This is a genomic window from Cellulomonas hominis (assembly GCF_014201095.1).
In the GTDB taxonomy this organism is placed as follows: domain Bacteria; phylum Actinomycetota; class Actinomycetes; order Actinomycetales; family Cellulomonadaceae; genus Cellulomonas; species Cellulomonas hominis.
Genome location: NZ_JACHDN010000001.1, coordinates 1,721,170 through 1,740,707 on the forward strand (window position 1 = coordinate 1,721,170; position 19,538 = coordinate 1,740,707).

At 71.4% G+C, this 19,538-nt stretch carries 23 protein-coding genes, 1 tRNA gene and 1 riboswitch; of the genes, 14 read left to right on the forward strand and 10 right to left on the reverse strand.

Features of this window, described 5'->3' with window-relative positions:
* Positions 1-30: 30 nt before the first annotated feature.
* The 5 genes from cmtR to HNR08_RS08150 all read left to right on the forward strand — a co-directional run bounded on the left by cmtR (position 31) and on the right by HNR08_RS08150 (position 4,770).
* Positions 31-435, forward strand: a complete 405-nt coding sequence (cmtR, locus tag HNR08_RS08130) for a Cd(II)/Pb(II)-sensing metalloregulatory transcriptional regulator CmtR (RefSeq protein ID WP_146837640.1) — start codon at positions 31-33, stop codon at positions 433-435.
* Complete coding sequence (locus HNR08_RS08135) at positions 432-2,477, forward strand: heavy metal translocating P-type ATPase (RefSeq protein WP_146837643.1); 2,046 nt, start codon at positions 432-434, stop codon at positions 2,475-2,477. Before cmtR ends, HNR08_RS08135 begins: the two co-directional genes overlap by 4 nt.
* On the forward strand, positions 2,474-3,295 hold the full coding sequence (locus tag HNR08_RS08140) for a cytochrome c biogenesis CcdA family protein (RefSeq protein WP_146837646.1): 822 nt from the start codon (positions 2,474-2,476) through the stop codon (positions 3,293-3,295). Before HNR08_RS08135 ends, HNR08_RS08140 begins: the two co-directional genes overlap by 4 nt.
* 117 nt (positions 3,296-3,412) lie before the next feature.
* Positions 3,413-4,348, forward strand: a complete 936-nt coding sequence (locus HNR08_RS08145; protein ID WP_146837649.1) for a class I SAM-dependent methyltransferase — start codon at positions 3,413-3,415, stop codon at positions 4,346-4,348.
* 92 nt (positions 4,349-4,440) lie between these two features.
* Positions 4,441-4,770 carry a hypothetical protein gene (locus tag HNR08_RS08150; protein WP_146837652.1) on the forward strand — a complete coding sequence of 110 codons (330 nt, stop codon included), beginning with the start codon at positions 4,441-4,443 and terminating at the stop codon, positions 4,768-4,770.
* Between the two features lie 23 nt (positions 4,771-4,793).
* Here HNR08_RS08150 and HNR08_RS08155 read toward each other — a convergent pair whose 3' ends face one another.
* The 3 genes from HNR08_RS08155 to HNR08_RS08165 are packed head-to-tail and all read right to left on the reverse strand — an operon-like array spanning position 4,794 to position 6,640.
* Positions 4,794-4,988 (reverse strand): hypothetical protein, encoded by a 195-nt coding sequence (locus HNR08_RS08155; protein WP_146837655.1) that lies wholly within the window; start codon positions 4,986-4,988, stop codon positions 4,794-4,796.
* Positions 4,989-5,042: 54 nt separating this feature from the next.
* Positions 5,043-6,056: a c-type cytochrome biogenesis protein CcsB gene (ccsB, locus tag HNR08_RS08160; RefSeq protein ID WP_146837658.1), complete on the reverse strand. Its 1,014-nt coding sequence runs from the start codon at positions 6,054-6,056 to the stop codon at positions 5,043-5,045.
* Positions 6,057-6,061: 5 nt separating this feature from the next.
* Positions 6,062-6,640 carry a C40 family peptidase gene (locus HNR08_RS08165; protein ID WP_307724257.1) on the reverse strand — a complete coding sequence of 193 codons (579 nt, stop codon included), beginning with the start codon at positions 6,638-6,640 and terminating at the stop codon, positions 6,062-6,064.
* Positions 6,641-6,859: 219 nt separating this feature from the next.
* Positions 6,860-6,994: riboswitch (cyclic di-AMP (ydaO/yuaA leader) on the reverse strand.
* Between the two features lie 455 nt (positions 6,995-7,449).
* Here HNR08_RS08165 and HNR08_RS08170 point away from each other — a divergent pair.
* The 4 genes from HNR08_RS08170 to HNR08_RS08185 all read left to right on the forward strand — a co-directional run bounded on the left by HNR08_RS08170 (position 7,450) and on the right by HNR08_RS08185 (position 11,403).
* Complete coding sequence (locus HNR08_RS08170; RefSeq protein ID WP_246803062.1) at positions 7,450-8,736, forward strand: sodium:proton exchanger; 1,287 nt, start codon at positions 7,450-7,452, stop codon at positions 8,734-8,736.
* Between the two features lie 27 nt (positions 8,737-8,763).
* On the forward strand, positions 8,764-9,540 hold the full coding sequence (locus HNR08_RS08175) for a cation-transporting ATPase (RefSeq protein ID WP_146837663.1): 777 nt from the start codon (positions 8,764-8,766) through the stop codon (positions 9,538-9,540).
* A 323-nt stretch (positions 9,541-9,863) separates the two neighbouring features.
* Positions 9,864-10,574, forward strand: a complete 711-nt coding sequence (locus HNR08_RS08180) for a hypothetical protein (protein ID WP_146837666.1) — start codon at positions 9,864-9,866, stop codon at positions 10,572-10,574.
* A 589-nt stretch (positions 10,575-11,163) separates the two neighbouring features.
* Positions 11,164-11,403 carry a hypothetical protein gene (locus HNR08_RS08185; protein WP_146837669.1) on the forward strand — a complete coding sequence of 80 codons (240 nt, stop codon included), beginning with the start codon at positions 11,164-11,166 and terminating at the stop codon, positions 11,401-11,403.
* A 65-nt stretch (positions 11,404-11,468) separates the two neighbouring features.
* On the opposite strand, the gene HNR08_RS08190 is transcribed toward HNR08_RS08185, so the two are convergent.
* From HNR08_RS08190 to HNR08_RS08210, 5 genes are read right to left on the reverse strand one after another with little or no spacing between them, the layout of a single operon-like run.
* Positions 11,469-11,831 carry a hypothetical protein gene (locus tag HNR08_RS08190; RefSeq protein ID WP_146837672.1) on the reverse strand — a complete coding sequence of 121 codons (363 nt, stop codon included), beginning with the start codon at positions 11,829-11,831 and terminating at the stop codon, positions 11,469-11,471.
* Positions 11,815-12,180, reverse strand: a complete 366-nt coding sequence (locus HNR08_RS08195; protein ID WP_146837675.1) for a hypothetical protein — start codon at positions 12,178-12,180, stop codon at positions 11,815-11,817. The genes HNR08_RS08190 and HNR08_RS08195 overlap by 17 nt, the downstream gene beginning before the upstream one ends.
* Positions 12,164-12,649 carry a hypothetical protein gene (locus tag HNR08_RS08200; protein WP_146837678.1) on the reverse strand — a complete coding sequence of 162 codons (486 nt, stop codon included), beginning with the start codon at positions 12,647-12,649 and terminating at the stop codon, positions 12,164-12,166. Before HNR08_RS08200 ends, HNR08_RS08195 begins: the two co-directional genes overlap by 17 nt.
* Before the next feature lie 22 nt (positions 12,650-12,671).
* A complete protein-coding gene (locus HNR08_RS08205; protein WP_146837681.1) occupies positions 12,672-13,037 on the reverse strand; it encodes a hypothetical protein in 366 nt (121 codons plus the stop codon).
* Positions 13,034-13,405: a hypothetical protein gene (locus HNR08_RS08210; RefSeq protein WP_146837685.1), complete on the reverse strand. Its 372-nt coding sequence runs from the start codon at positions 13,403-13,405 to the stop codon at positions 13,034-13,036. Before HNR08_RS08210 ends, HNR08_RS08205 begins: the two co-directional genes overlap by 4 nt.
* 232 nt (positions 13,406-13,637) lie before the next feature.
* On the opposite strand from HNR08_RS08210, the gene HNR08_RS08215 reads away from it, so the two are divergent.
* On the forward strand, positions 13,638-13,928 hold the full coding sequence (locus HNR08_RS08215) for a helix-turn-helix domain-containing protein (RefSeq protein WP_221286329.1): 291 nt from the start codon (positions 13,638-13,640) through the stop codon (positions 13,926-13,928).
* Here HNR08_RS08215 and HNR08_RS08220 read toward each other — a convergent pair.
* Positions 13,917-14,408 (reverse strand): hypothetical protein, encoded by a 492-nt coding sequence (locus tag HNR08_RS08220; protein WP_146837691.1) that lies wholly within the window; start codon positions 14,406-14,408, stop codon positions 13,917-13,919. The genes HNR08_RS08215 and HNR08_RS08220 overlap by 12 nt on opposite strands.
* A gap of 483 nt (positions 14,409-14,891) precedes the next feature.
* Between HNR08_RS08220 and HNR08_RS08225 the strand changes: the two genes are divergently transcribed.
* Entirely contained in the window at positions 14,892-15,797 is a 906-nt protein-coding gene (locus tag HNR08_RS08225; protein ID WP_146837693.1) for a hypothetical protein, read from the forward strand.
* The gene (locus HNR08_RS08230; protein WP_146837696.1) at positions 15,794-17,728 is read left to right on the forward strand and encodes a hypothetical protein; all 1,935 of its coding nucleotides are present in this window, start codon (positions 15,794-15,796) and stop codon (positions 17,726-17,728) included. The genes HNR08_RS08225 and HNR08_RS08230 overlap by 4 nt, the downstream gene beginning before the upstream one ends.
* 250 nt (positions 17,729-17,978) lie before the next feature.
* Here the strand turns inward: HNR08_RS08230 and HNR08_RS08235 are convergent.
* Positions 17,979-18,061 (reverse strand) — tRNA-Leu (locus tag HNR08_RS08235).
* Between the two features lie 246 nt (positions 18,062-18,307).
* Between HNR08_RS08235 and HNR08_RS08240 the strand changes: the two genes are divergently transcribed.
* Positions 18,308-19,021, forward strand: coding sequence for an FhaA domain-containing protein (locus HNR08_RS08240; RefSeq protein WP_146837699.1), 714 nt, complete (start codon positions 18,308-18,310; stop codon positions 19,019-19,021).
* Between the two features lie 21 nt (positions 19,022-19,042).
* On the forward strand, positions 19,043-19,537 hold the full coding sequence (locus tag HNR08_RS08245) for an FHA domain-containing protein FhaB/FipA (protein WP_146837702.1): 495 nt from the start codon (positions 19,043-19,045) through the stop codon (positions 19,535-19,537).
* The last annotated feature ends 1 nt before the right edge of the window (position 19,538 follow it).

The following is a 19,538-nucleotide window of genomic DNA, read 5'->3' on the forward strand; positions in this document are numbered from 1 at the left end:
CGATACAGCGAGGGCTGTACTGTTCAGCCCGTGCTGACCAGTTCCTCGCGCATCGACGTCTTCACCCGCCTGGGCCGGGCCATGGCCGACCCCAGCCGCGCGCGGATCCTGGCCGCTCTCACCGACGGCCCGGCCTACCCCGCCGAGCTCGCGGACGTCCTGGGGATGACGCGCTCGAACGTCTCGAACCACCTCGCGTGCCTCCGGGGTTGCGGGCTCGTGCTCGCCGAGACCGAGGGGCGCCGCACGAGGTACGCGATCGCCGACGCGCACCTCGCGCACGCGCTGACCGCCCTCGTCGAGGTGGTCCTCGCCGTCGACGACGGCACGCCGTGCGCGAACGACACGTGCGACGTACCGGGATGCTGCGCGGACTGCGACCCCGGGCCGGCCGCGCGGGTAATCGGCGACGACCGGATCGAGGTGCGCGCATGAGCCGGGAGTGCTGCGGACCGGAGGACGACGCGCCGCGACCTGGCCTGTCCATCGGCGTGCGCCCCGCGAGCAGCACGCCCCCGCGCCCCGAGCCGGACGACTGCTGCGACCACGACGCCCCACCCCTCGACGCGGACGAGGACCAGTTCGTCGCCTGGTGGCGCGACCCCGCGCTGCGGCTGCCCGCTGCCTCCGGCGTGCTGCTGCTCACCGGATACGCCCTCGACTGGTCGGGCGCCGGGCCGGTGGCCAGCACCGTGGCGTTCGCGCTCGGGCTGGCCGCCGGGGCCTGGACGTTCGTACCCGGTGCCCTGCGTCGACTCCGACGCCGGCGGCTCGGGGTCGGCCTGCTGATGACCATCGCGGCTACCGGCGCCGTGGTCCTGGGGCACGTCGCCGAGGCCGCGGCACTCGCGTTCCTCTTCTCCATCGCCGAGGCCCTCGAGGACCGGGCCATGGACCGCGCCAAGCACGGCCTGCGGGCGCTGCTGACGCTCATGCCGCAGACCGCCCGCCTCTCCCGCCTGGCCGGCGAGGTCGTCGTGCCTGCCCAGGACGTCCGCGAGCTCGATGTGCTGGTGGTGCGCCCGGGCGAGCGGGTCGCGACCGACGCCGTGGTCGTGACCGGGCGCAGCGCGGTGGACACCTCGGCAGTCACCGGTGAGTCCATCCCCGTCGAGGTCGGGCCTGGCGACGCCGTCCCGGCCGGCGCGGTCAACGGCACCGGCGCGCTCGAGCTCGAGGCGACCGCCGACGGCCGGGACAACTCGCTCACGACCATCGTGCGGCTCGTCGAGGAGGCGCACGCCCGCAAGGGCGAGCGGGCGCGGCTGGCTGACCGCATCGCCAAGCCCCTGGTCCCCGCGGTCCTGGTGGTCGCCGCCGGTGTTGCTGTGCTCGGTTCGCTGCTGGGCGACCCGTCGGTCTGGATCGACCGCGCGCTGGTCGTGCTCGTGGCCGCTTCCCCGTGCGCGCTGGCGATCGCCGTGCCCGTCACGGTGATCTCCGCGATCGGATCGGCGAGCAGGTTCGGCGTCGCGATCAAGTCCGGCGAGGCGTTCGAGCAGCTGGGTGCCCTGCGCACGGTCGCGCTGGACAAGACCGGCACCCTGACCGTGAACCGGCCCGAGGTGGTGGACACCCGGACCGTCGAGGGCACCACCCCCGAGCAGGTGCTGGCCTGGGCGGCCGCCGTCGAGGCACGCAGCGCGCACCCGCTGGCCCGCGCCCTGCTCACCGCGTCGCCCGGCGCAGGGACGGGCGAGGACGTCGTCGAGGAGCCCGGGCACGGGATCACCGGGACCGTCGGTGGTGTGCGCGTGCAGGTCGGCTCCACCCGCTGGCTCGAAGCGGGGTCCCTCACCGGTGCCCTGGACGCCATGGAGACCGCCGGCATGACCACCGTCGTCGTGCGCGCCGACGCACGCACCGTCGGCGTGATCGGGATCCGCGACGAGCTGCGCCCGGAGGCCGCCGAGGCCGTCGCCGCGCTGCACGCCGCCGGACTGCGGACCACCATGCTCACCGGCGACAACAGCCGCACCGCGCACGCCCTCGCCGCAGCCGCAGGCATCCAGGACGTGCGCGCCGAGCAGCGACCCGAGGATAAGGCCACCGCGGTCCTCGAACTGGGTCCCGGCACCGCGATGGTCGGCGACGGCGTGAACGACGCACCCGCGCTGGCCGCCGCGGACGTCGGCATCGCGATGGGCGCGACCGGCACCGCCGCCGCGGTCGAGTCCGCCGACGTCGCGTTCACCGGCAACGACCTGCGGCTGCTGCCCCGCGCCATCACCCACGCCCGACGCGGGCGACGCATCATGACCGGCAACATCGGCCTCGCGCTGCTCATCATCATCGCGCTGTTCCCCTTGGCCCTGACCGGCACGCTGGGCCTGGCAGGCGTCGTCCTCGTGCACGAGGTCGCCGAGGTCGTGGTCATCCTCAACGGGATCCGAGCCGCCCGCGTCACCACCCCGGGACCGCGCACCGGCGCCGACCGCGCACTCGCCGCACCGGCACCCACCCCGGCGCCCGCGTGACGGCCCCCGCTACCCTCGCGGCCGCAGCCGACGTCGGGTCCGCGTTCGCGACCACCGCGTTCTCCGGCCCCCTGCTGCTCGCCCTGCTCGTCTCGCTGGTCGCCGGCGCGGTGTCGTTCGCCTCACCCTGCGTCCTGCCGCTCGTCCCCGGCTACCTCGGATTCCTCAGCGGGCTGACCGCGCAGACCGTGCAGCCGGCCCGCGCGGTCGCAGGGCGCAGACCGGCCCCGCCGGCCCCCGGGCGCGGCCGGCTCACTCTCGGTGTCGCGCTGTTCGTGCTCGGGTTCGCCCTGGTGTTCGTCGCGCTCGGTGCCCTCGCGGGGTCGCTCGGCGGGGCGCTGCTGCGCTGGCAGGACCCGATCACCCGGGCACTCGGCGTGGTCGTGATCGTCATGGGCGTCGCGTTCCTCGGCGGCGTGCCGTTCCTCCAGCGCGAGGTCCGGGTGCACCGCCGTCCGCCGGCGACGCTGTGGGGCGCCCCCGTGCTCGGCGTGACGTTCGGGCTCGGCTGGACCCCGTGCATCGGCCCCACGCTCGCCGCCGTGATGGCCCTGTCCCTCGACGGCGGGTCACCCGCCCGGGGCGCCGTGCTGTCCGCCGCCTACGCCCTCGGGCTGGGCCTGCCGTTCGTGCTCCTCGCTCTCGGGCTCCAGCGCAGCAGCCGCCTGCTCGACATCGTGCGCCGTCGACGCCGCGCCATCTCCGTCGTGGGAGGAACCATGCTGGTGCTGATCGGGATCGCCCTGGTCACCGGCCTGTGGGGCCGGTGGGCGCAGAGCCTCCAGGGCCTGATCCTGATCTTTCAGCCCGTCGTGTGACGAGGGGCGCCCGAACCTTCAGCAGACCTTCATCGGCGAACGGGTGCTTCTCGCACCGATCCCGCGCAGGCGGCGGCGATGCTGCAAGGGCACAACCGCGGCGAGCCTGGAGGTCCTGTGAGCCGAGACGGGCGCCGTCCCGACGTCCTGCGTTGGCTCGACACCGAACCGACGCTCGACGAGCTGCGCCGGGTGTTCCCCCACGAGTGGGAGGACGTGCAGACGCGCCTGTCCGCCGCCGCGGAGGACGGTGAGACCGCGCTGCACGCCCTGGTCGCGGAGCTGAGCGCCCCCAGGGTCGGATCGCCCGACCACCGCCGCAGGAAGGACGACCTGGTCGCCGACGAGGTCCGCCGGCAGATGCTCCTGCACGCCGTCCAACGTGCCGCGTTCACGGCCGAGGCCGGCGTCGACCGGTCCGAGATCGCGTTCGACCGGCTCAACGGTCAGATCCTGCAGCGGCTGTTCTTCCGGCGCGGGCTGGAGCGCAAGCCCGTCTCGACGCTCGCGTACACGCTGCTGTGGCCGCTCGCGCGCCAACGCCGGTACGTCATGCCCCTGGTCCGCCCGCGCGGGGTGTACTGCTTCTACTCGGCGGCCCTCGTGCGCAGGCTCGCGAAGCTGATCGGCTCGCGCGAGACCCTCGAGATCGCCGCCGGCGACGGGACGCTCAGCCGGTTCCTGCGCCAGCGAGGTGTCGACGTCGTCGCGACCGACAACCACAGCTGGGCACGATCCATCGACTACCCCGACGACGTCGTCCGCCAGGACGCCGTCGCAGCCCTGCGCGCCCGCCGCCCCCAGGTCGTGGTGTGCTCCTGGCCTCCCGTCGGCAACGCGTTCGAGCGCGAGGTGTTCCGTACCCCGAGCGTCCAGACCTACATCGTCATCGGCAGCACCCGCGAGACCGGCAGCGGGAACTGGTTCGACTACCGGCGCCAGACCGGGTTCACCTACGTCCGGGACCTCTCCATGGGCCGGCTCGTGCTCCCGCGGTACCAGGGCAACGCGGTGCTGATCTTCCAGCGCCGCGCCGCGGTGACGGGCTCCTGAAGGCCGCCGGTGCCCGAGACCGACAGCGCCCGCGCACCCGCCGTCGGGGAGATCCCTCCCCGGGGCGGCACCACGACCTCGGGAGGCGACCTGTGCCCGCCGCGCTGAGACGAGACGCCCGGACCCACCTGCGGGCGGCGGGTTCGCTCGCTGCCACGGGTCTGCTCCTGGTGCTGTCCGTCCTGCCCGCCGACAGGTCGCGGGCGGTCGAGGTGCCCCCTTCGCCCGCGGCGACCGAGAGCGCCGACCCCGGCAGAATTGTGCCGACCACCGAGCCCACGCCCGAGACCGCGCCCGCGGCGGCCGATCGGCTGCCGTTCGACCTGCGGTGGGCGCTCGTCGGCCTCGGCATGGCCGCGATCGCGGCCGCGCCCTCGGCCGTCCTGCACCGGCGCGACCGCCCGCCCCGCTCGCGCGACTAGCACCGGGAGCACGGCCCCGACCGTCACCGTCGACGGCGCAGGTACCAGATCCGCGTCCCGGTCGAGCAGACGAACAGCACGACGACCCCAGCGGCCGTCGAAGCGAGGCTGCTCGTCAGGACGCCGGTGAGGGTCAGGGCGCCGCCCGCGACGAGCGCCACGACGATCAGGACGATCGCAGAACGGTCGTCCTGCGGGAGCCGACGCCGGTCCGGCACGGCGCGACCCTCGCGTGGACCGCGACGCGGTGGCAGCAGCGGGCGGCGCACGCGTCAGATGCCCGAGTAGGAGTGCTTGCCGTTGATGAACAGGTTCACCACCGTGAAGTTCGCGATCACGACGGCATACCCGACGTACACCAGGAAGGCTGCGCGTCGCCCCTGCCAACCCCGCGTGGTCCGCGCGTGCAGGTACGCCGCGTACACCACCCAGGCGACGAAGGTCGCGACCTCCTTGGGGTCCCAGCCCCAGTACCGGCCCCACGCCTGCTCGGCCCAGATCGCCCCACCGATCAGCGTGAGCGTCCACAGCACGAACGCGATCGCGTTCAGCCGGAACGACAACGCCTCGAGCCGGACCGCGGTCGGCACCGTGCGCAGCCACGACCACGCCGGCCCGGTGATCCGCCACCTTCGCAGCGAACGCCGCAGCTCGTCGCCCGCGCGCCACGGGCGGTCCAGCCGCGACCGTCCCGACTCGCGGGCGTCCTGCAGGACCTGCAGCACCGACGTCGCGAACGCGACCGTGAAGATCCCGGTCGCCACGACCGCGATGCTCACGTGGATCACCAGCCAGTAGCTCTGCAACGCCGGCTGCACCGCGTCCGCCCGCAGGTAGAACGAGTTCTGCGCCACGATCAACGCCAGCACGGCGATGCCGGTGACCAGCACCCCGACGAAGGGAACCGTGCGCGTGCGCCGCACCCCGAGGAACACCAGCGCGGCCACGAGGATCCCGAAGATCGTGAACTCGTACATGTTCGCGGTCGGCCACCTGCCCGCCGCCACCCCGCGCAGCGCCACACCGGCCAGCAGCAGCGCGGTCGCCACGGTCGCCGTCGACCGCGCGATGCCGGCCGCCCGCCCGCCCGGCACAGACGGTGCCGGGTCCTGCGAGGCAGGCGCGTCAGCGCCCCCGGCTCCGGCCCCGACCGCTGCGAGACGGCGCTGCGAGCGGGCCGAGGCGTCGGCGACCCGGGCGAGCGCGGCGGAGTACGCCACCAGGGCGATGGTGTACGCCGTCACCGCTCCCCACACGAGCAGCGTGCTGAGGTCTCCGAGGGGCACGCCGGTCAGCCGATCCGGATGAACAGCGGATCGGACTGCCAGATCTCGCGGATCTGCACGGACTTGCCCGGAACGGGGGCGTCGACCTGGAGGTTCCCGCCGGCGTAGATCGCGATGTGACCCGGCGACCAGATCAGGTCACCCGGCTGCGCCTGATCCCGGGGCACGACCGTGCCGGCGTCCCGCTGCGCAGTCGAGGTCCGCGGGATCGCGATCCCGACCTGGGCGTAGACGTATGACGTGAACCCCGAGCAGTCGAAGCCGGACGGGGTCGTGCCGCCGTACACGTACGGGACGCCGACCAGGCCCGACGCGACCTCGACGACGGCGCTGCCGTTCGCGGACGCCGGAGGCGGTGCGCCGATCGGCGCGGTCTCGGCCGGCTCGGCAGCCTCGTCGCGCTGGCTGCCGCGCGATGCGGCTCCGTCGGTCGACCGGGCGGGCGGCTCCTCGATAACGGGCGGCGGAGGGGGCGGGAGGATCGCGGTCGCGGCCGGGACGTCGAACGACCAGGTGGCCTCCGCCGGCGCGACCGCCGACGGTGCGGCGGTGGCCAGGGCCCGCGCCGCATCCAGGGCTCGCACGTCGATCGATTCGGCAGCCCGGCTCGGCGAGGGTGCGGCCGAGGCGGGGACGGTGGAGAGAGAGACGGCGAGTCCCGAGGTAGCAACGACCGCGCCGGTGCGCCGACCCCAGACGACAGCGGTCGCCCGGGCGTTCGTGCCGGCGTCGGTGAGCGGCGTACGAGCGCGACCGGGGTTGCGATGACGCGAGGGGGCACGCAGGTGTGTGGGCATGCGGAGCTCCTGGTCGCCTGCGAGGTGAGCTGTCGGGTTCGGACGGAGCCGTCCGGCCGGTCTCGTGGATCGGCTTCACCCCGAGGGCGCCTGAGCGCCCGTGGAACCTGGGTCCCCCGCTCCTGCCACGCGACGTCGACGGGCCGGACGGCGGCAGGACTCGGCATCCGCGCGGCTCCCGGACTGAACGTCCGGATCTGATGACGGTAGGCGTCGCGTCGCCAGATCGGCGCCCGCGCGGCGGTCCCTTCAGCAAACCTTCATGGACCGGGAGCGCGGGCTCCTGATCATCAGTGTTCGAGCCCTCGAAGATCCGGATGCAGAAGATCCAAACAAATAGATTCCTAGATCGGCGTCACGTATTGATGGGTTCACATTCGTGACATTGGTCCTCTACTGTCCTCATTGCGAAGGGGAGTAGCCCGACCGGCGCTGATGCGTGCCGGTAGAGGTGGTCGACATGCTGGCGTCTGCGCCCGGTCACCTCGCCACGTCAGCCGTGGTGGACGAGACCTTCGACCAGCCGATGTCCGCTGGTCGAGGTCGTCGCGCCCCCCCCGGCGCGAGCGGGCTCGGCCCGTGCCCGAGGAGCCGCCGTGCCCGCCCCTGACGAGCAGACGCTCACCACCCCAGCAGCACCCCTGGTGCCGCCCCCGTCCCCCCGGGTCCTGATCCGTTCGCTGGCGATCGCCGGCGTGATCATGGTCCCGGCGCTGATCACCCGGTTCTCGGGTGCGTCCCCGGCTCCCGTGCTGGAGCTGGTGATCTTCGGCGCCGCGGTCGTGGCCGCGTCGTTCGTGCTCGCGTGGGCCGCCGAGGCCGCCCAGGTCGACGTGTCCGGCGGGTTCGCGATCGCCGTGCTCGCGCTGATCGCCGTGCTGCCCGAGTACGCCGTGGACCTGTACTACGCGTACACCGCGGGCAGCGACCCGGCCTACGTCCAGTACGCCGCCGCCAACATGACCGGCTCGAACCGGCTGCTGCTCGGCCTCGGCTGGCCGCTGGTCGTCCTGGTGTCGCTCTACGTCGCCGGCCGGGTGAGCAAGAAGCCCGCGACCGCGCTCGCCCTCGACCCCGAGAACCGCATGGAGCTCGGCTTCCTGCTCATCGCCGGCGTGGTCGCTTTCATCATCCCGGCCACCGGGCACATCCACCTGGTGTTCGGCGTCGTGATGATCGCCTGGTTCGGGTTCTACCTGTACAAGCTCACCCGGGGCGAGGCTGAGGAGCCCGACCTGATCGGCACCGCCGCCGCGATCGGCGCGCTGCCCCGACGCAAGCGCCGCGCCACGGTCATCGCCCTGTTCGTGCTCGCGGCGACCATCATCCTGCTGTGCGCCGAGCCGTTCGCCGAGGCCCTGGTCGCCTCCGGGACCAGCCTCGGCATCGACGAGTTCCTGCTCGTGCAGTGGCTCGCGCCGCTCGCCTCCGAGGCGCCCGAGTTCATCATCGCCGTGCTGTTCGCCTGGCGCGGCAAGGGCACCGCCGCGATCGCGACCCTGATCTCCTCGAAGATCAACCAGTGGACCCTGCTGGTGGGCTCGCTGCCCATCGCCTACCTGGCCGGCGGCGGCTCCGCCTCCCTCGTGCTGGACACCCGCCAGACCGAGGAGATGCTCCTGACCGCCGCCCAGACGCTCATGGGCATCGCGATCCTGCTGGGGCTGCGGTTCCACCGCTGGTCCGCGTGGGCGCTGCTCGCGCTGTTCGTCGTGCAGTTCCCGCTCACCTCGACGCACGGCCGGTTCATCCTGTCCGGGGTCTACCTCGCGATCGCCGCGGTGATCCTCGTGATCCAGCGGCGCCACATCGTGCCGACGCTGACGGCACCCTTCCGCCGGCACCAGCCCGAGCCCGAGCCGGCTCCCGCCGACGCGGCCTGACGACCCGAGCCCACGAAGGAGCACCCCATGGCACGACTGAACCGGCTGATCGGCCTGGCACGCACCGTGCTCGAGAGCCAGAGCCAGAGCCAGAGCACGGGCCGCCCGCCCCAGGCACCGGGCGGGGGCGAGGCGTCCCTGCGCGCGACCCTGACCTCCGCGGCAGCAGCCGCCGTGCGCGCCCGTTCCGGACAGACACCCGCCCCCGGGCCGAGCCGGCCGGCTCCGGCGCCCGACGACGCGGCCGCGGTGGCCCGGTACGACTACCTGATGCGCACCGCGACTCCGGACCAGATCGAGCAGGTGCACGCCGAGGCGTTCGCCCGCCTCACCCCCGCACAACGCGACGAGGTGCTCCTGCGCATGCGCGACGCGCTGCCCCCGTCCGAGCAGCCCGCGTCCCCGGCGGCCGGCGAGCTGGCCCGGGCGGCCGCCCGGTCAGAAGCGAGAGAGCCCGGCCTCGTGCACCGGATCCTCGGCGGCCCGGCGCGCGGCATCGCCACCACCGCCGCCGTCGCGGGGACCGCCGGCGTCGCCGGAGGTCTCCTCGCCTCGGTGGCGGGCGCCGCCGTCCTGGGAGGAGTGGCCGCACCGCTCCTGGCGCAGGCCACGGCGATCGGCGTCGACCTCGAGTCGCTGACCTCACTCGACACGGCCGGCATCGCCGAGCAGGCGACAGGAGCCGCGACAGACGCCCTCGGCGCCCCGCTCGACGGCCTCGCAGGCGTCACTGAGGGTGTCTCCGGCATCGCCCAGCAGCTCAGCGACCTCGCCGGATCGCTGGACCCCCGGAACCTGTTCTGACGGCGGGCGGCCCGGGTGCGAACGGCCTCTCCGCGTCGGGAGACTGCGAGCGCTCGGGTACGACGAAGGCCCGGCACCGTCTCGGTGCCGGGCCTTCGCTCGACGTGCGCCTGGAGGGACTCGAACCCCCAGCCCTCTTGGCCAGAGATGCTATCGCCCGCGACTCGTCCGATCGCTGCCACGAGCTTGGCAGGTCGGATCGAGGTGGCGCAGTTCCGCGAAAGGCTCAGACCTCCGCACGAAGGCTCACGCCAGCTCTCTGAGCGCTGGTGGCGCTGCTGCGGTCGCTCTCACCACAGAACTGGCTGGATATTCTGTGACTCATGGCCATCACGACGTTGTGGGACGAGCAGTCATGGATCGCTGCCCCCTCCCCGATTCCGATAGCGGTCGTGAACCCGCAGGGTTATGACTGGGGCAACCTCGTCATCCAACTCTTGATCGCTGCGGCGACCGTAGCGGCGCTGTTCTGGGCGATACGAACCGGACGCGACGAGGCGCGGCGCGCCAGCGAGGAACGTCGTGAGCGACTTGCGTTCGAGGAGAAGGCTCAGGCAGCACAGGTCAGCGCATGGGAGCGTCAGTGGGTAGAGCTGCGCAACGGACGACCGCTTCCTGACGACCCGGGCGAGTTCGGCGCAGTGCAAGACGACCTTGTCGAGCGGCGGCACATCTACGTCATGAACGACTCGACTTCGGCGATCTACGACGTGGTCGTTCGCTACTTCGATACCTCGTGGGTCAGGGAGGCCGACGGAGGAGATGAGTCGGATCTCCGCGGTGCTTGGTTCCACGCGATCCTCCCGCCGGAGGCCCACCCTCGGTCGCTGGCGATCAGACGGGTGCCGAACTGTGGCGCGCTCGCCGAGGACGTCGTACTCGAAGTTGAGTTCCGCGATGGCGCAGGGCGGCACTGGGTGCGCAATCAGGATGGTGAGCTCGTGCGCCGGCGGGAGCTCGATCAGCTGACGGTTGAGCAACGGCTGGAGCGACGTCGTGCGGAAGCGGAGCGCGAGCCCGGCTTTACGCCCTGAGATTCGCGGAGGCCGTCAGCGAACTAAGGCCCTCACCGGCTCAGTCAAGGGGCGTGGACGGCTGTTACTCCTGTGACAGATGGGGCCCGTTGAGACAACCCTCAGGGCAACCGCCGAATTGCTTCCTTGATCGGCCGTCGGCGCAGGACGGATTCCTGTCAGGTCCGAACCGCGGCATTTATAGGTCCCAAGTGGACTCTTCGGGTTCCACGCCCGGATTTCGGTGACGCTTCGGGGTTCCACGCAAGGCGCCAGCCGCGCGCCAGGGAGCTACGCAGATCGATCGGGGTCGTGGCCCGTCGCTCGTGCAGGGTCAGCTCGAGCCGTCGCCACAGTTGGCAAAGCGGTCAAGCACCTTGGGCGACGGCTGCGAGCCGGCTGACCTCCGCGGGTCCGTCGTCGTCTGATTTCGACGTGGAGCCGACCGACTAGTACTTCTTCGACCTGGCCCTCGCCACGCCCGAGAAGCGCAAGGACCTGCGGGGCCGACGACCTGGTCAAGATCACCGACGAGGAGCGGATCCAGGCCGCCGACCGGATCGGGTTCATCTCTCCGGTAGGTCGCCAGCAGCTCGATCTCGTTCGCTTCATGCGCAACCACGCCATCGCCGCACACCCGAACCGGCACGAGCTGCAGCCGTTCACACTGCTGGGCTACATGGGGACCTGCATCAAGGAGGTCATCACCCTCCCGCAGACCTCCACAATGGTCGCCACGTCGCGGCTGCTGTCGAACATCAAGACGACGACGATGACCGCCGCCGACACGGGCCCTCGCCGGACATACGCGCGGCCGGCAGCCAGTAGGCCGTCTGATCCGCCGTCGTGAACCTGGACGCCCGAGTCCGGCCACTAAGGATCTCTAGGGATGCCGGGCCGCGGTCTTGGTCAAGGTCAGCGATCGGAAACCACCGTCGGGAGCTCCGCGACGCCGACTACTGGAGTCGTCCGGCGCAGCGTCAGGGCCGCGGCCGGGTCCAGAGGCTCGAGGTACAGCCACATGTCTTGCCCGACGACGATCCCGTTCGACATGGTCGTCCCGCTCGAGTGCTGCACGCTCATCACCCGCAAGGGCTGGTCGTCGCGGCGCAGCGCAGCGCGCGGGAACCGCAGATCGTCGCCGATTGGGCCAGCCACAACCCTCGTCGCGGTGACCGCACTGTCCGGATCGGTCGCCTCGATCAGGTAAGCCGCCCCAGACGCGGTCGTCACGAGCCACCGACCGGGCGTCCGCATGGGGTCAACGGGGTCGCTCATCAGGCTCGTCGTCCTCGCCGAGCTGAACGGTGGGGTGCAGACGCTCCTGCATCGGCGGCCGCAGGTACGCCAATACCTCCCAGCCGAACCCCGCGGCGTCGAACCGGCCGGAGCGCCAGAACGCCCAGGACATCGCGGCTGCGTACAGGTAGCGCTCGTGCTGCAGCGTCCACAGGTCCCACCCGACGACGACCGCGATGCGCGTGCCGCCGTCGGTCAGGACCACGGGAAGACCCGCCTCCACGCTGCTGCGGATCTTCTTGTACTTCGGGATCACGCCCGCCACAGGCATGACCCGCTCGGTCGCCTCCCACCAGAACCCGCGGCGACGGTCACCGGACGCGCTCATCGCCATCGCCACCCTCCGGGTCGCTCCATTCGTCGACCGGCGACGGGTCAGGCTTCGTCCCGCGGCGGTGCAGGATCCGGGTCACGTCGCTGTCGTAGCCGGCAACGTCGAACATCCCGGACTGCCACGCGGACCGGAGCGCCGCGGCGATGCCGGCGCGCTCCTCGCGCACGTCCACGTACGCCGGCCACGACGTCATCACCGCAACCCGCTTGCCGTCCTCGACGAAGACGATGCGGCCACCCTGGTCGAGCTCGACCAGCAGGTCCCCGATCCGGACGTCGCCCTCCAGCAAGCCGCCAGCGCCGAGGGAGTTCAGAAGACGTTCGAATGTCAGCGGCGGCCGCATCAGCTCGACCTCGAAGATCTTGTCGATCTGCGACTGCGAGAACCCACGGCCGAGTGCCCGCGCTCCCTGGACTCGATCACGGCACCCGCGGCGAGCCCCACCTGGGTCGGCAGCGACCACAACCACCGGCGTCGGGTCCCGGTCATAGCGGGTCGTCCTGCGGGAAGGCCGGCAACCCGGCGAGCTGTTCGGCCTCGACGTAGTCGATCGACGTCACCAACCGCTGGATCCAGAACCCGTAGTCTGCACCGTCAGGGTCCCAGTCGTACACGTAGTGGTGCCGGTCCCCGACCCGGATCACTCCGAGATCGCCGTGGAACAGCGACTTCACCGACACCAGCGGCACCCACCGCCCGTCACCCGGCCCGACCGCGGACGTCGGCCCGGGCTGACGCAGCAGCAGCATCGAGTCCAGGTCGAGGAAGTACACCGTGCGCGAGAGCGACCGGATCGCCCACACTCCGGTTCCGTCAGACAGGACGAGCTCGGCGAGGTGGGCGCCACTCACCGCAGGCTCCGTGGCCGGATCGGGGGGACGTGCCGCTCCCACGGTTCGGGAATCGGATCACCGTTGACCACGGCGCGCGCTTCGACGTCGGGGGTTCTGCCGGCCTGGTACTGCAACGCCGTACGGATCGCGGACTCGTACCCGTACCGCCAGCCTCTCCGGAACTCACGGCGGGCGCGGATCTGACCGGTGCCGGCGATCACGACGATCGCGAACGCGCAGATCGTGACCGCAACCGGCTGGCCGGTCAGCAGCGACCCGATCCCTCCGGCGAGGCCGAGGATGGTGATCAGGTACGTGGGACCCCACCACGCAGCCCGGGCTACGACGTCCGGGGTCTTGGTGGGGTCGGGGGTGCTCGCTCGCATGGTGGCGTCCTCTTCTCGAGGGGAGCGTGAACTGCGGGGTGTGGCCCGGGGTTCAGGGTCGCGATGTCACCGACGGTAGTGACCAACTCGACTCAGAGTACGCACGTCCGGGCCCGCGTCAAGACGCGCGGCCCCGAGGGGGCGGTGTCTGAGCGGCTTAAACGGGCAAGGTGTCTATACGCTACGTCTCATGGCGAGGGCGACCCAGAGTCCGTCGACTCAAAGACTGCTCGTGCCTACCGTCGAGCAGGTGCCCGTCCCTCCCAGAGAGCTCGCCCAACGCCTCGCGTTCGGCTCGAGCCTGCGGCTGATCAGGACGAACGTCGGCCTCACCCAAGAAGAGCTCGCCCACGCGGCGGGTCTCGACCGGACCTACATCGGCAGCGTCGAGAACGGGCGACGCAACCTGTCACTCAAGGCCATGTGGCAGCTCGCTGACGCACTCGCGGTGTCGCCGCGGGCGTTCTTCCCGGTCCGCGAAGACGACGGCGCCGCCCGCGCCTCCAAGCCGTCAGGAGCCTGAACCGGGGACTCGCTGCTCACCTTCGTGCTGAGCGGCCCGCACGGCTGGACGACGGGCTCCCTTTTCCCGCACGGCCAGCGTCAGACGCCGTGCGCCTGAGAGTTTCTCCACGAGGTCCTCAAGCTCTTTGCTTGAGGTGGCGACCTTCGCCCGGGCCTCGAGTACCCGCCGCTTGGACGTCGGGTCCAGCTGTGAGGTGTCGAGGAGGAGCAGCATCCTGGTCGCCGTGTCCAGCTCGCCGTTGAGCCGCACCATTGCTTCGAGGACCTCAGGAGCGACGTAGACCCGGTCGACGCGCACCTGCTCGGCAACGTAGGTGCTGGCGCCGGACGCGCGGCCGGCCTTCTTCGCCTTCCAGGTCGCCTGGTACCACCGTCGGTACGCGGCCCGGTGAGCGTCGCACCGCTCGCCCTTGGCCGCGATGCGGTGGCCGAACTTCCAGCAGTCGACGCAGATGTTCGAAGGTACGGATGTCGACAAGAGTCGTCCCTCGGGTGGAGAGTGGTCCTCGCGACGGAGCGCGGCTGGTCCTGATGACGGTGCGGATCTGGCCCGACGATACCCCGCTGTCGCTCACTGTGTAGACGTGGGCCCACATGTCCGGTCGACGCCTGTCGACATGGAACTCGCCCAGATCGGCGATCCCGTCGGTCTCATCACGTTGATTGGTAGGCGTGCGGAACAGGCCGCACCCCGGGTCAGCCCGGCCAAGTACAGAGACATCCGAAGCCCAGGCAAGCAAAAAGCGCCACCCGATGGGGTGACGCTCTCGCTGGCCGAGGAGTTCGCAGCTCCAGGGCCGAGGTTTGGAGTCCTCGTTGATGACTGTAGACCGGCGTGCCCACAGCACGCCAGAGTTCGACGCGCCCGTCGGCGTGACCTCGATCGCTCGAGTGGCGGTGCGCGTCCGTGGCTAAGCGCACGTCACCGAAGAGGACGGCTCACACCGTCGCGGCTCCTGAGGTGATCGAGTACCGGATCGCGACCTACCGGCCCAAGGGCGTGATGACCTCCGAGCAGTGGGAGTCGATCGAGCCGAACGTGCGCGACGCTACTCGGCGGTTCGCTCCGAAGTCGCTGTCGGCCGTGTACCTGACGATGCGTGCGGTCACGATGTTCTTCCTGTGGGCGACCGAGCAGCACCTGCCGCTGGACATCGAGCGACTGTTCGTCTCGGAGAACGTCGAGCGCTTCTCCGAGACCGGGATGAACCACCTGGCGCAGCACTCCCGCGCCTCGTACCGGTCCGCGCTCCGCGGGATCGGCCGGACCATCACTAGGAAGGCGCCGTGGGCGCCCGAGCCTGCACGTCTGAAGCGGACGACGCTCGCCGACCCCTACCCGCACAGGGACCTGGCGTGGCTGTGGGAGATCTGCCTCACGCAGCGTTCGGAGGTCCGCCGCCGCGCCGGTGTCGCGACGATGGCGTTGTGCCATGGCGCCGGCCTGACCGGCGCGGAGTTCTCGACCTTGCACGGCTCGAGCGTCGAGATGGTCGACGGGGTCGCCGTCGTCCACATCACCGGAGCTCACGCTCGGGACATCCCGGTGCTTCCGCAGTACGCGGACGAGCTCGTGCGTCTGTCCTTGGCCTACGTGGACGGTCCGATGTTCTCCGACCGTGCACCGACGAGGAACTGGACGTCGGGCGTCCTTCAGTACCTGGAGGTCCCGGCCGGTGCACCCCGACTGGTCCCGTCGCGGTTGAGGACCACGTGGATGGTGGCGCTGTCTACGGCGGGGGTGCGCATCTCTGAGCTGCAGCACCTGGCGGGAGTCAAGACCCTTAAGGGCTGGGAGGACTTCACCAGATTCGTCCCGCGCCGTGACGACGCGGTCCTGCGCCGGCTGATCGGTGGTGGCCTGTGACCGCCCCACTGCTGCTGCTTCCTCTGCCGAAGCATGTCGTGGAGGCGTGCGACCTGTCCTTGGCGCAGGCCACGAAGGTCGCCGAGACGATCGTCGACGCCACCGGCCTTGCAGACGCGTTCGAGTTCTCCCTGACCTCGCACACCGGGGCACCCCGGCGGGTGTCGTGGAGGACCCTGCTGGTCGTGTACGTCACCGCGGGGATCCGCGGCGGCGACATGCTCCTGACCCTGGTCCAGAAGACGGCCGCGGAGATGCTGCGCGACGGCCTGTTGCCGGCGAAGGTCTCGTACTGCCAGCTGTGGGACAACCTGGACCACTTCACGACCGCACTGGACGCCGGCTACGTGGTGTCCGCTCACACTCACGAGCTCGAGGTGAACAAGACCACCGGCGAGGTCACCGACTGCCCGAACGGCTGCACCGGTGGCCGGCCCATCACCCGCGAACTGTTCTCCGCTCTGCTGCTGCAGGCGTCCGCGTTCCCCGCCGGGATGACCGTCAACACGACGGTGTTCGCCCTGGACTCCACCGACAAGGAGACGTGGGCGGCCCGTAAGTCGTGGGCCAAGGTCCCCGATATCGACCAGTCCTCCGGTGCGGTGCGCCCCGAGGACGAGGGCGAGAAGGTCAGCTCCCAGGACTCGTTCACCACTCCGGGGTGGCCCCGCCTCGGGCACGACGGCCGCGCTCAGCACTCGGGAGACTTGGACGCCCGCAGCGGGTACGTGTCGGGTAAGAACATGCGCCGCAAGGGCGTGTTCATCGGTTTCGACGAGCACGTCGGCACGCAGGTCCCGGAGTTCGGTGACCCGGAGACCCCGCACGTGGCGCTGACGCTGGTGACTGCACCGGCCGGGTCGGACAAGGCCGCTGCAGGCATCCTGGCGGTCGACGCGCTCCGCGCCGTCGGTTACGACGTCAAGGAGCTGCTGTCGGACCGCGGGTACACGTACCTGGACGCCGAGAAGTGGGCGAACGCCCTGCGCGCCCGCGACATCTCCCAGACCTTCGACCTGCACAAGAACCAGCGTGGCGTCCACCCCGGCCCCACCATGGGGACCATCTGGGTTGACGGCGGACTGTTCACCGACGCACTGCCGGAGCATCTGCGCGATCTGCCCGGGTTCAAGCTGGGCCTGACCGTCGAGGAGAAGATCGCGCTGCAGGCCCGGTACGACGAACGCCTCCCGTACGCGTTCTCCCCGTACGGGGAGCTCAAGCCCACCGGCCGCCGCTGGCGTGGCCCGACGTGGATGCGCTGGCTTCGCTGCCCGAACGACCCGGAGTCGATGCGTCTGCCGTACGACCGCCCGACGACGAACTGCAAGCCGGCGTACACCGACCCGGTCACGGGCAAGCGGGTCGTCCCGTGCGGGTGTCACAAGACCGTCACCGTGTCGTTCGACGAGTACGCCCGGGAACGCCAGCCGCTGCTGTACGGCACGACGACGTGGGCCGCGTCGTACGGTCGACGCACCGCGATCGAAGCGTTCAACTCCGAGATCCGCACCCACCGCGGCATGAACTTCCGCCGCGACTGGTGCCGGGTCCGCGGCGCCGCCCGCACTCACGCCCTGGTGACGTTCGGTCTCGTCGGTGTGAACGTCCGTCTTCTGCGCGACTGGTACACGACCCGCGGGCAGGCCGACCCGTGGATGGTCGCGATCGGCGACACGTCCGACCCGGACTTCTCCTTGGTGCACGCTCGCCGCACCGCGAAGCCTCGGGGCACGGCCTTGCACGTGCGGGTCACGACCGGTGACATCCCTCGCCGCACCGAACCTCGCCCCCGGTACCCGTTCGTGCCCAAGCACCTGCGGCCCAAGCACCTGCACGCGACCGCGGACGCCGCCGCCGCGGCCGAGTCCGACAGCGTAGGCACCGCCCGCGACGCCGACGACCACGCCCCACCGCACCAGCCCGGCTAGACCCAGAGGCGGGCGCCCCCGCCCGCACGAACTGAACAGCACCAGCCGCACAGCCCGCTGACCGACCCGGTCAGCGGGCCCTTCGGCGTACCCGCGAGCGCCAACCCGAGCTCACCAACCACCAGCTCCAGCACCCCAGTGTGCTAGCGAAACCGCAGGTCAGACCGACAAACGAAGAACCCCCGGCCGGAGACTCTCCGACCGGGGGTTACCCGAACTGCTCTGCCTGTCCTAGACGAACAAGCCACTGTGCGCGAGGGGGGATTTGAACCCCCACGCCCTTTCGGACACTGGCACCTGAAGCCAGCGCGTCTGCCGTTCCGCCACTCGCGCGCCGCAGAAGACTAACACGACCGCGACCCCCCTCCGGACCACCCCCCGACGCCCCCACGCGGAGCCCGCCGACGACCCCGCGCACACCGGACCGTCACCTCCCGCGCAGCCCTTTCACCAGGTCCCCGCCCGCCGCGCGCCGCCAGGAACGGCCCGGTCACGGTTCGCATGGCTACGATTCAGGCAGAATGTCGGGCGCCGTCCGGTGACCGGCGGCAGACGCGTGCGGTGAGGGAGGTGGTGGGCGTGGGCATCCTCGACCGGTTCGAGCACGGTGTGGAGCGCGTCGTGAACACCGCGTTCGCCAAGGCCTTCCGCAGCGAGGTGAAGCCCGTCGAGCTGGCGAGCGCCCTGCGCCGCGAGGTCGACGACCGGGCGGCCGTCGTCGGCCGCGACCGGACGGTGGTGCCGAACGAGTTCACGCTGGAGCTGTCCCCGGGCGACTACGACCAGGTCGAGGCCTGGGGCGCGGAGGCCCTGGCGGACGAGCTCGCGGCGAACGTGACGGAGCACGCGACCGGGCAGCGGTACGCGTTCGTCGGCCCGGTGACGGTGGCGTTCCACGAGTACGAGGACCTGGAGACCGGCCGGTTCCGCGTGAAGTCGGCGACGGTGCGCGGCGCGGCCGCCCCGGCGACGTCGGCGGCACCGAGCCCGCGGCACCCGCTGATCGACATCGACGGGCAGCGCTACCTGCTGACCGGGCCGGTGACGGTGATCGGGCGAGGTTCCGAGGCGGACATCGTGGTCGACGACCCGGGCGTCTCGCGCCGGCACCTGGAGATCCGGGTGTCGTCCCAGGGCGTCGTGGCGTCCGACCTCGGGTCGACGAACGGGCTGTTCGTCGAGGGTCACCAGGTCCCGGCGGCGACACTCCTGGACGGGAACACCCTGACGATCGGGCGGACCCGCATCATGTTCTGGACGGGCGACGGCGACGGACAGGACCTGGACGAGTGAGCGGCTCCACGAACGGCACGCATGAGTGAGCTGACGGTCACCCTGCTGCGGCTGGGCTACCTCGTGCTCCTGTGGGCCTTCGTGCTGTCCGCGATCGGCGTCCTGCGCCGCGACCTGTACGGGACCCGGATCACCAACCGGCGCCGCGGCACCCCCGCGCCGGCCGCCCCGGGCGCCACGCCGGGGGCACCCGCGCCCGAGCGCCCCCGGTCGGCCCGGCGCGCCGGCCCGACCCGCCTCGTCGTGACCGAGGGCCCGCTGCGCGGGACGACGCTGCCGCTCGGGGCGTCCGCGGTGCTGATCGGTCGTGCGCCGTCCTGCACGCTGGTCCTCGACGACGACTACTCCTCCTCGCGGCACGCGCGCGTGTTCCCGGAGGGCGACCAGTGGCTGGTGGAGGACATGGGCTCCACGAACGGCACCTTCCTGGACGACCAGAAGGTCACCGGTCCGGCGCCCGTGCGTCCCGGCGCGCAGATCCGCATCGGCCAGAGCGTCCTCGAGCTGCAGGGGTAGC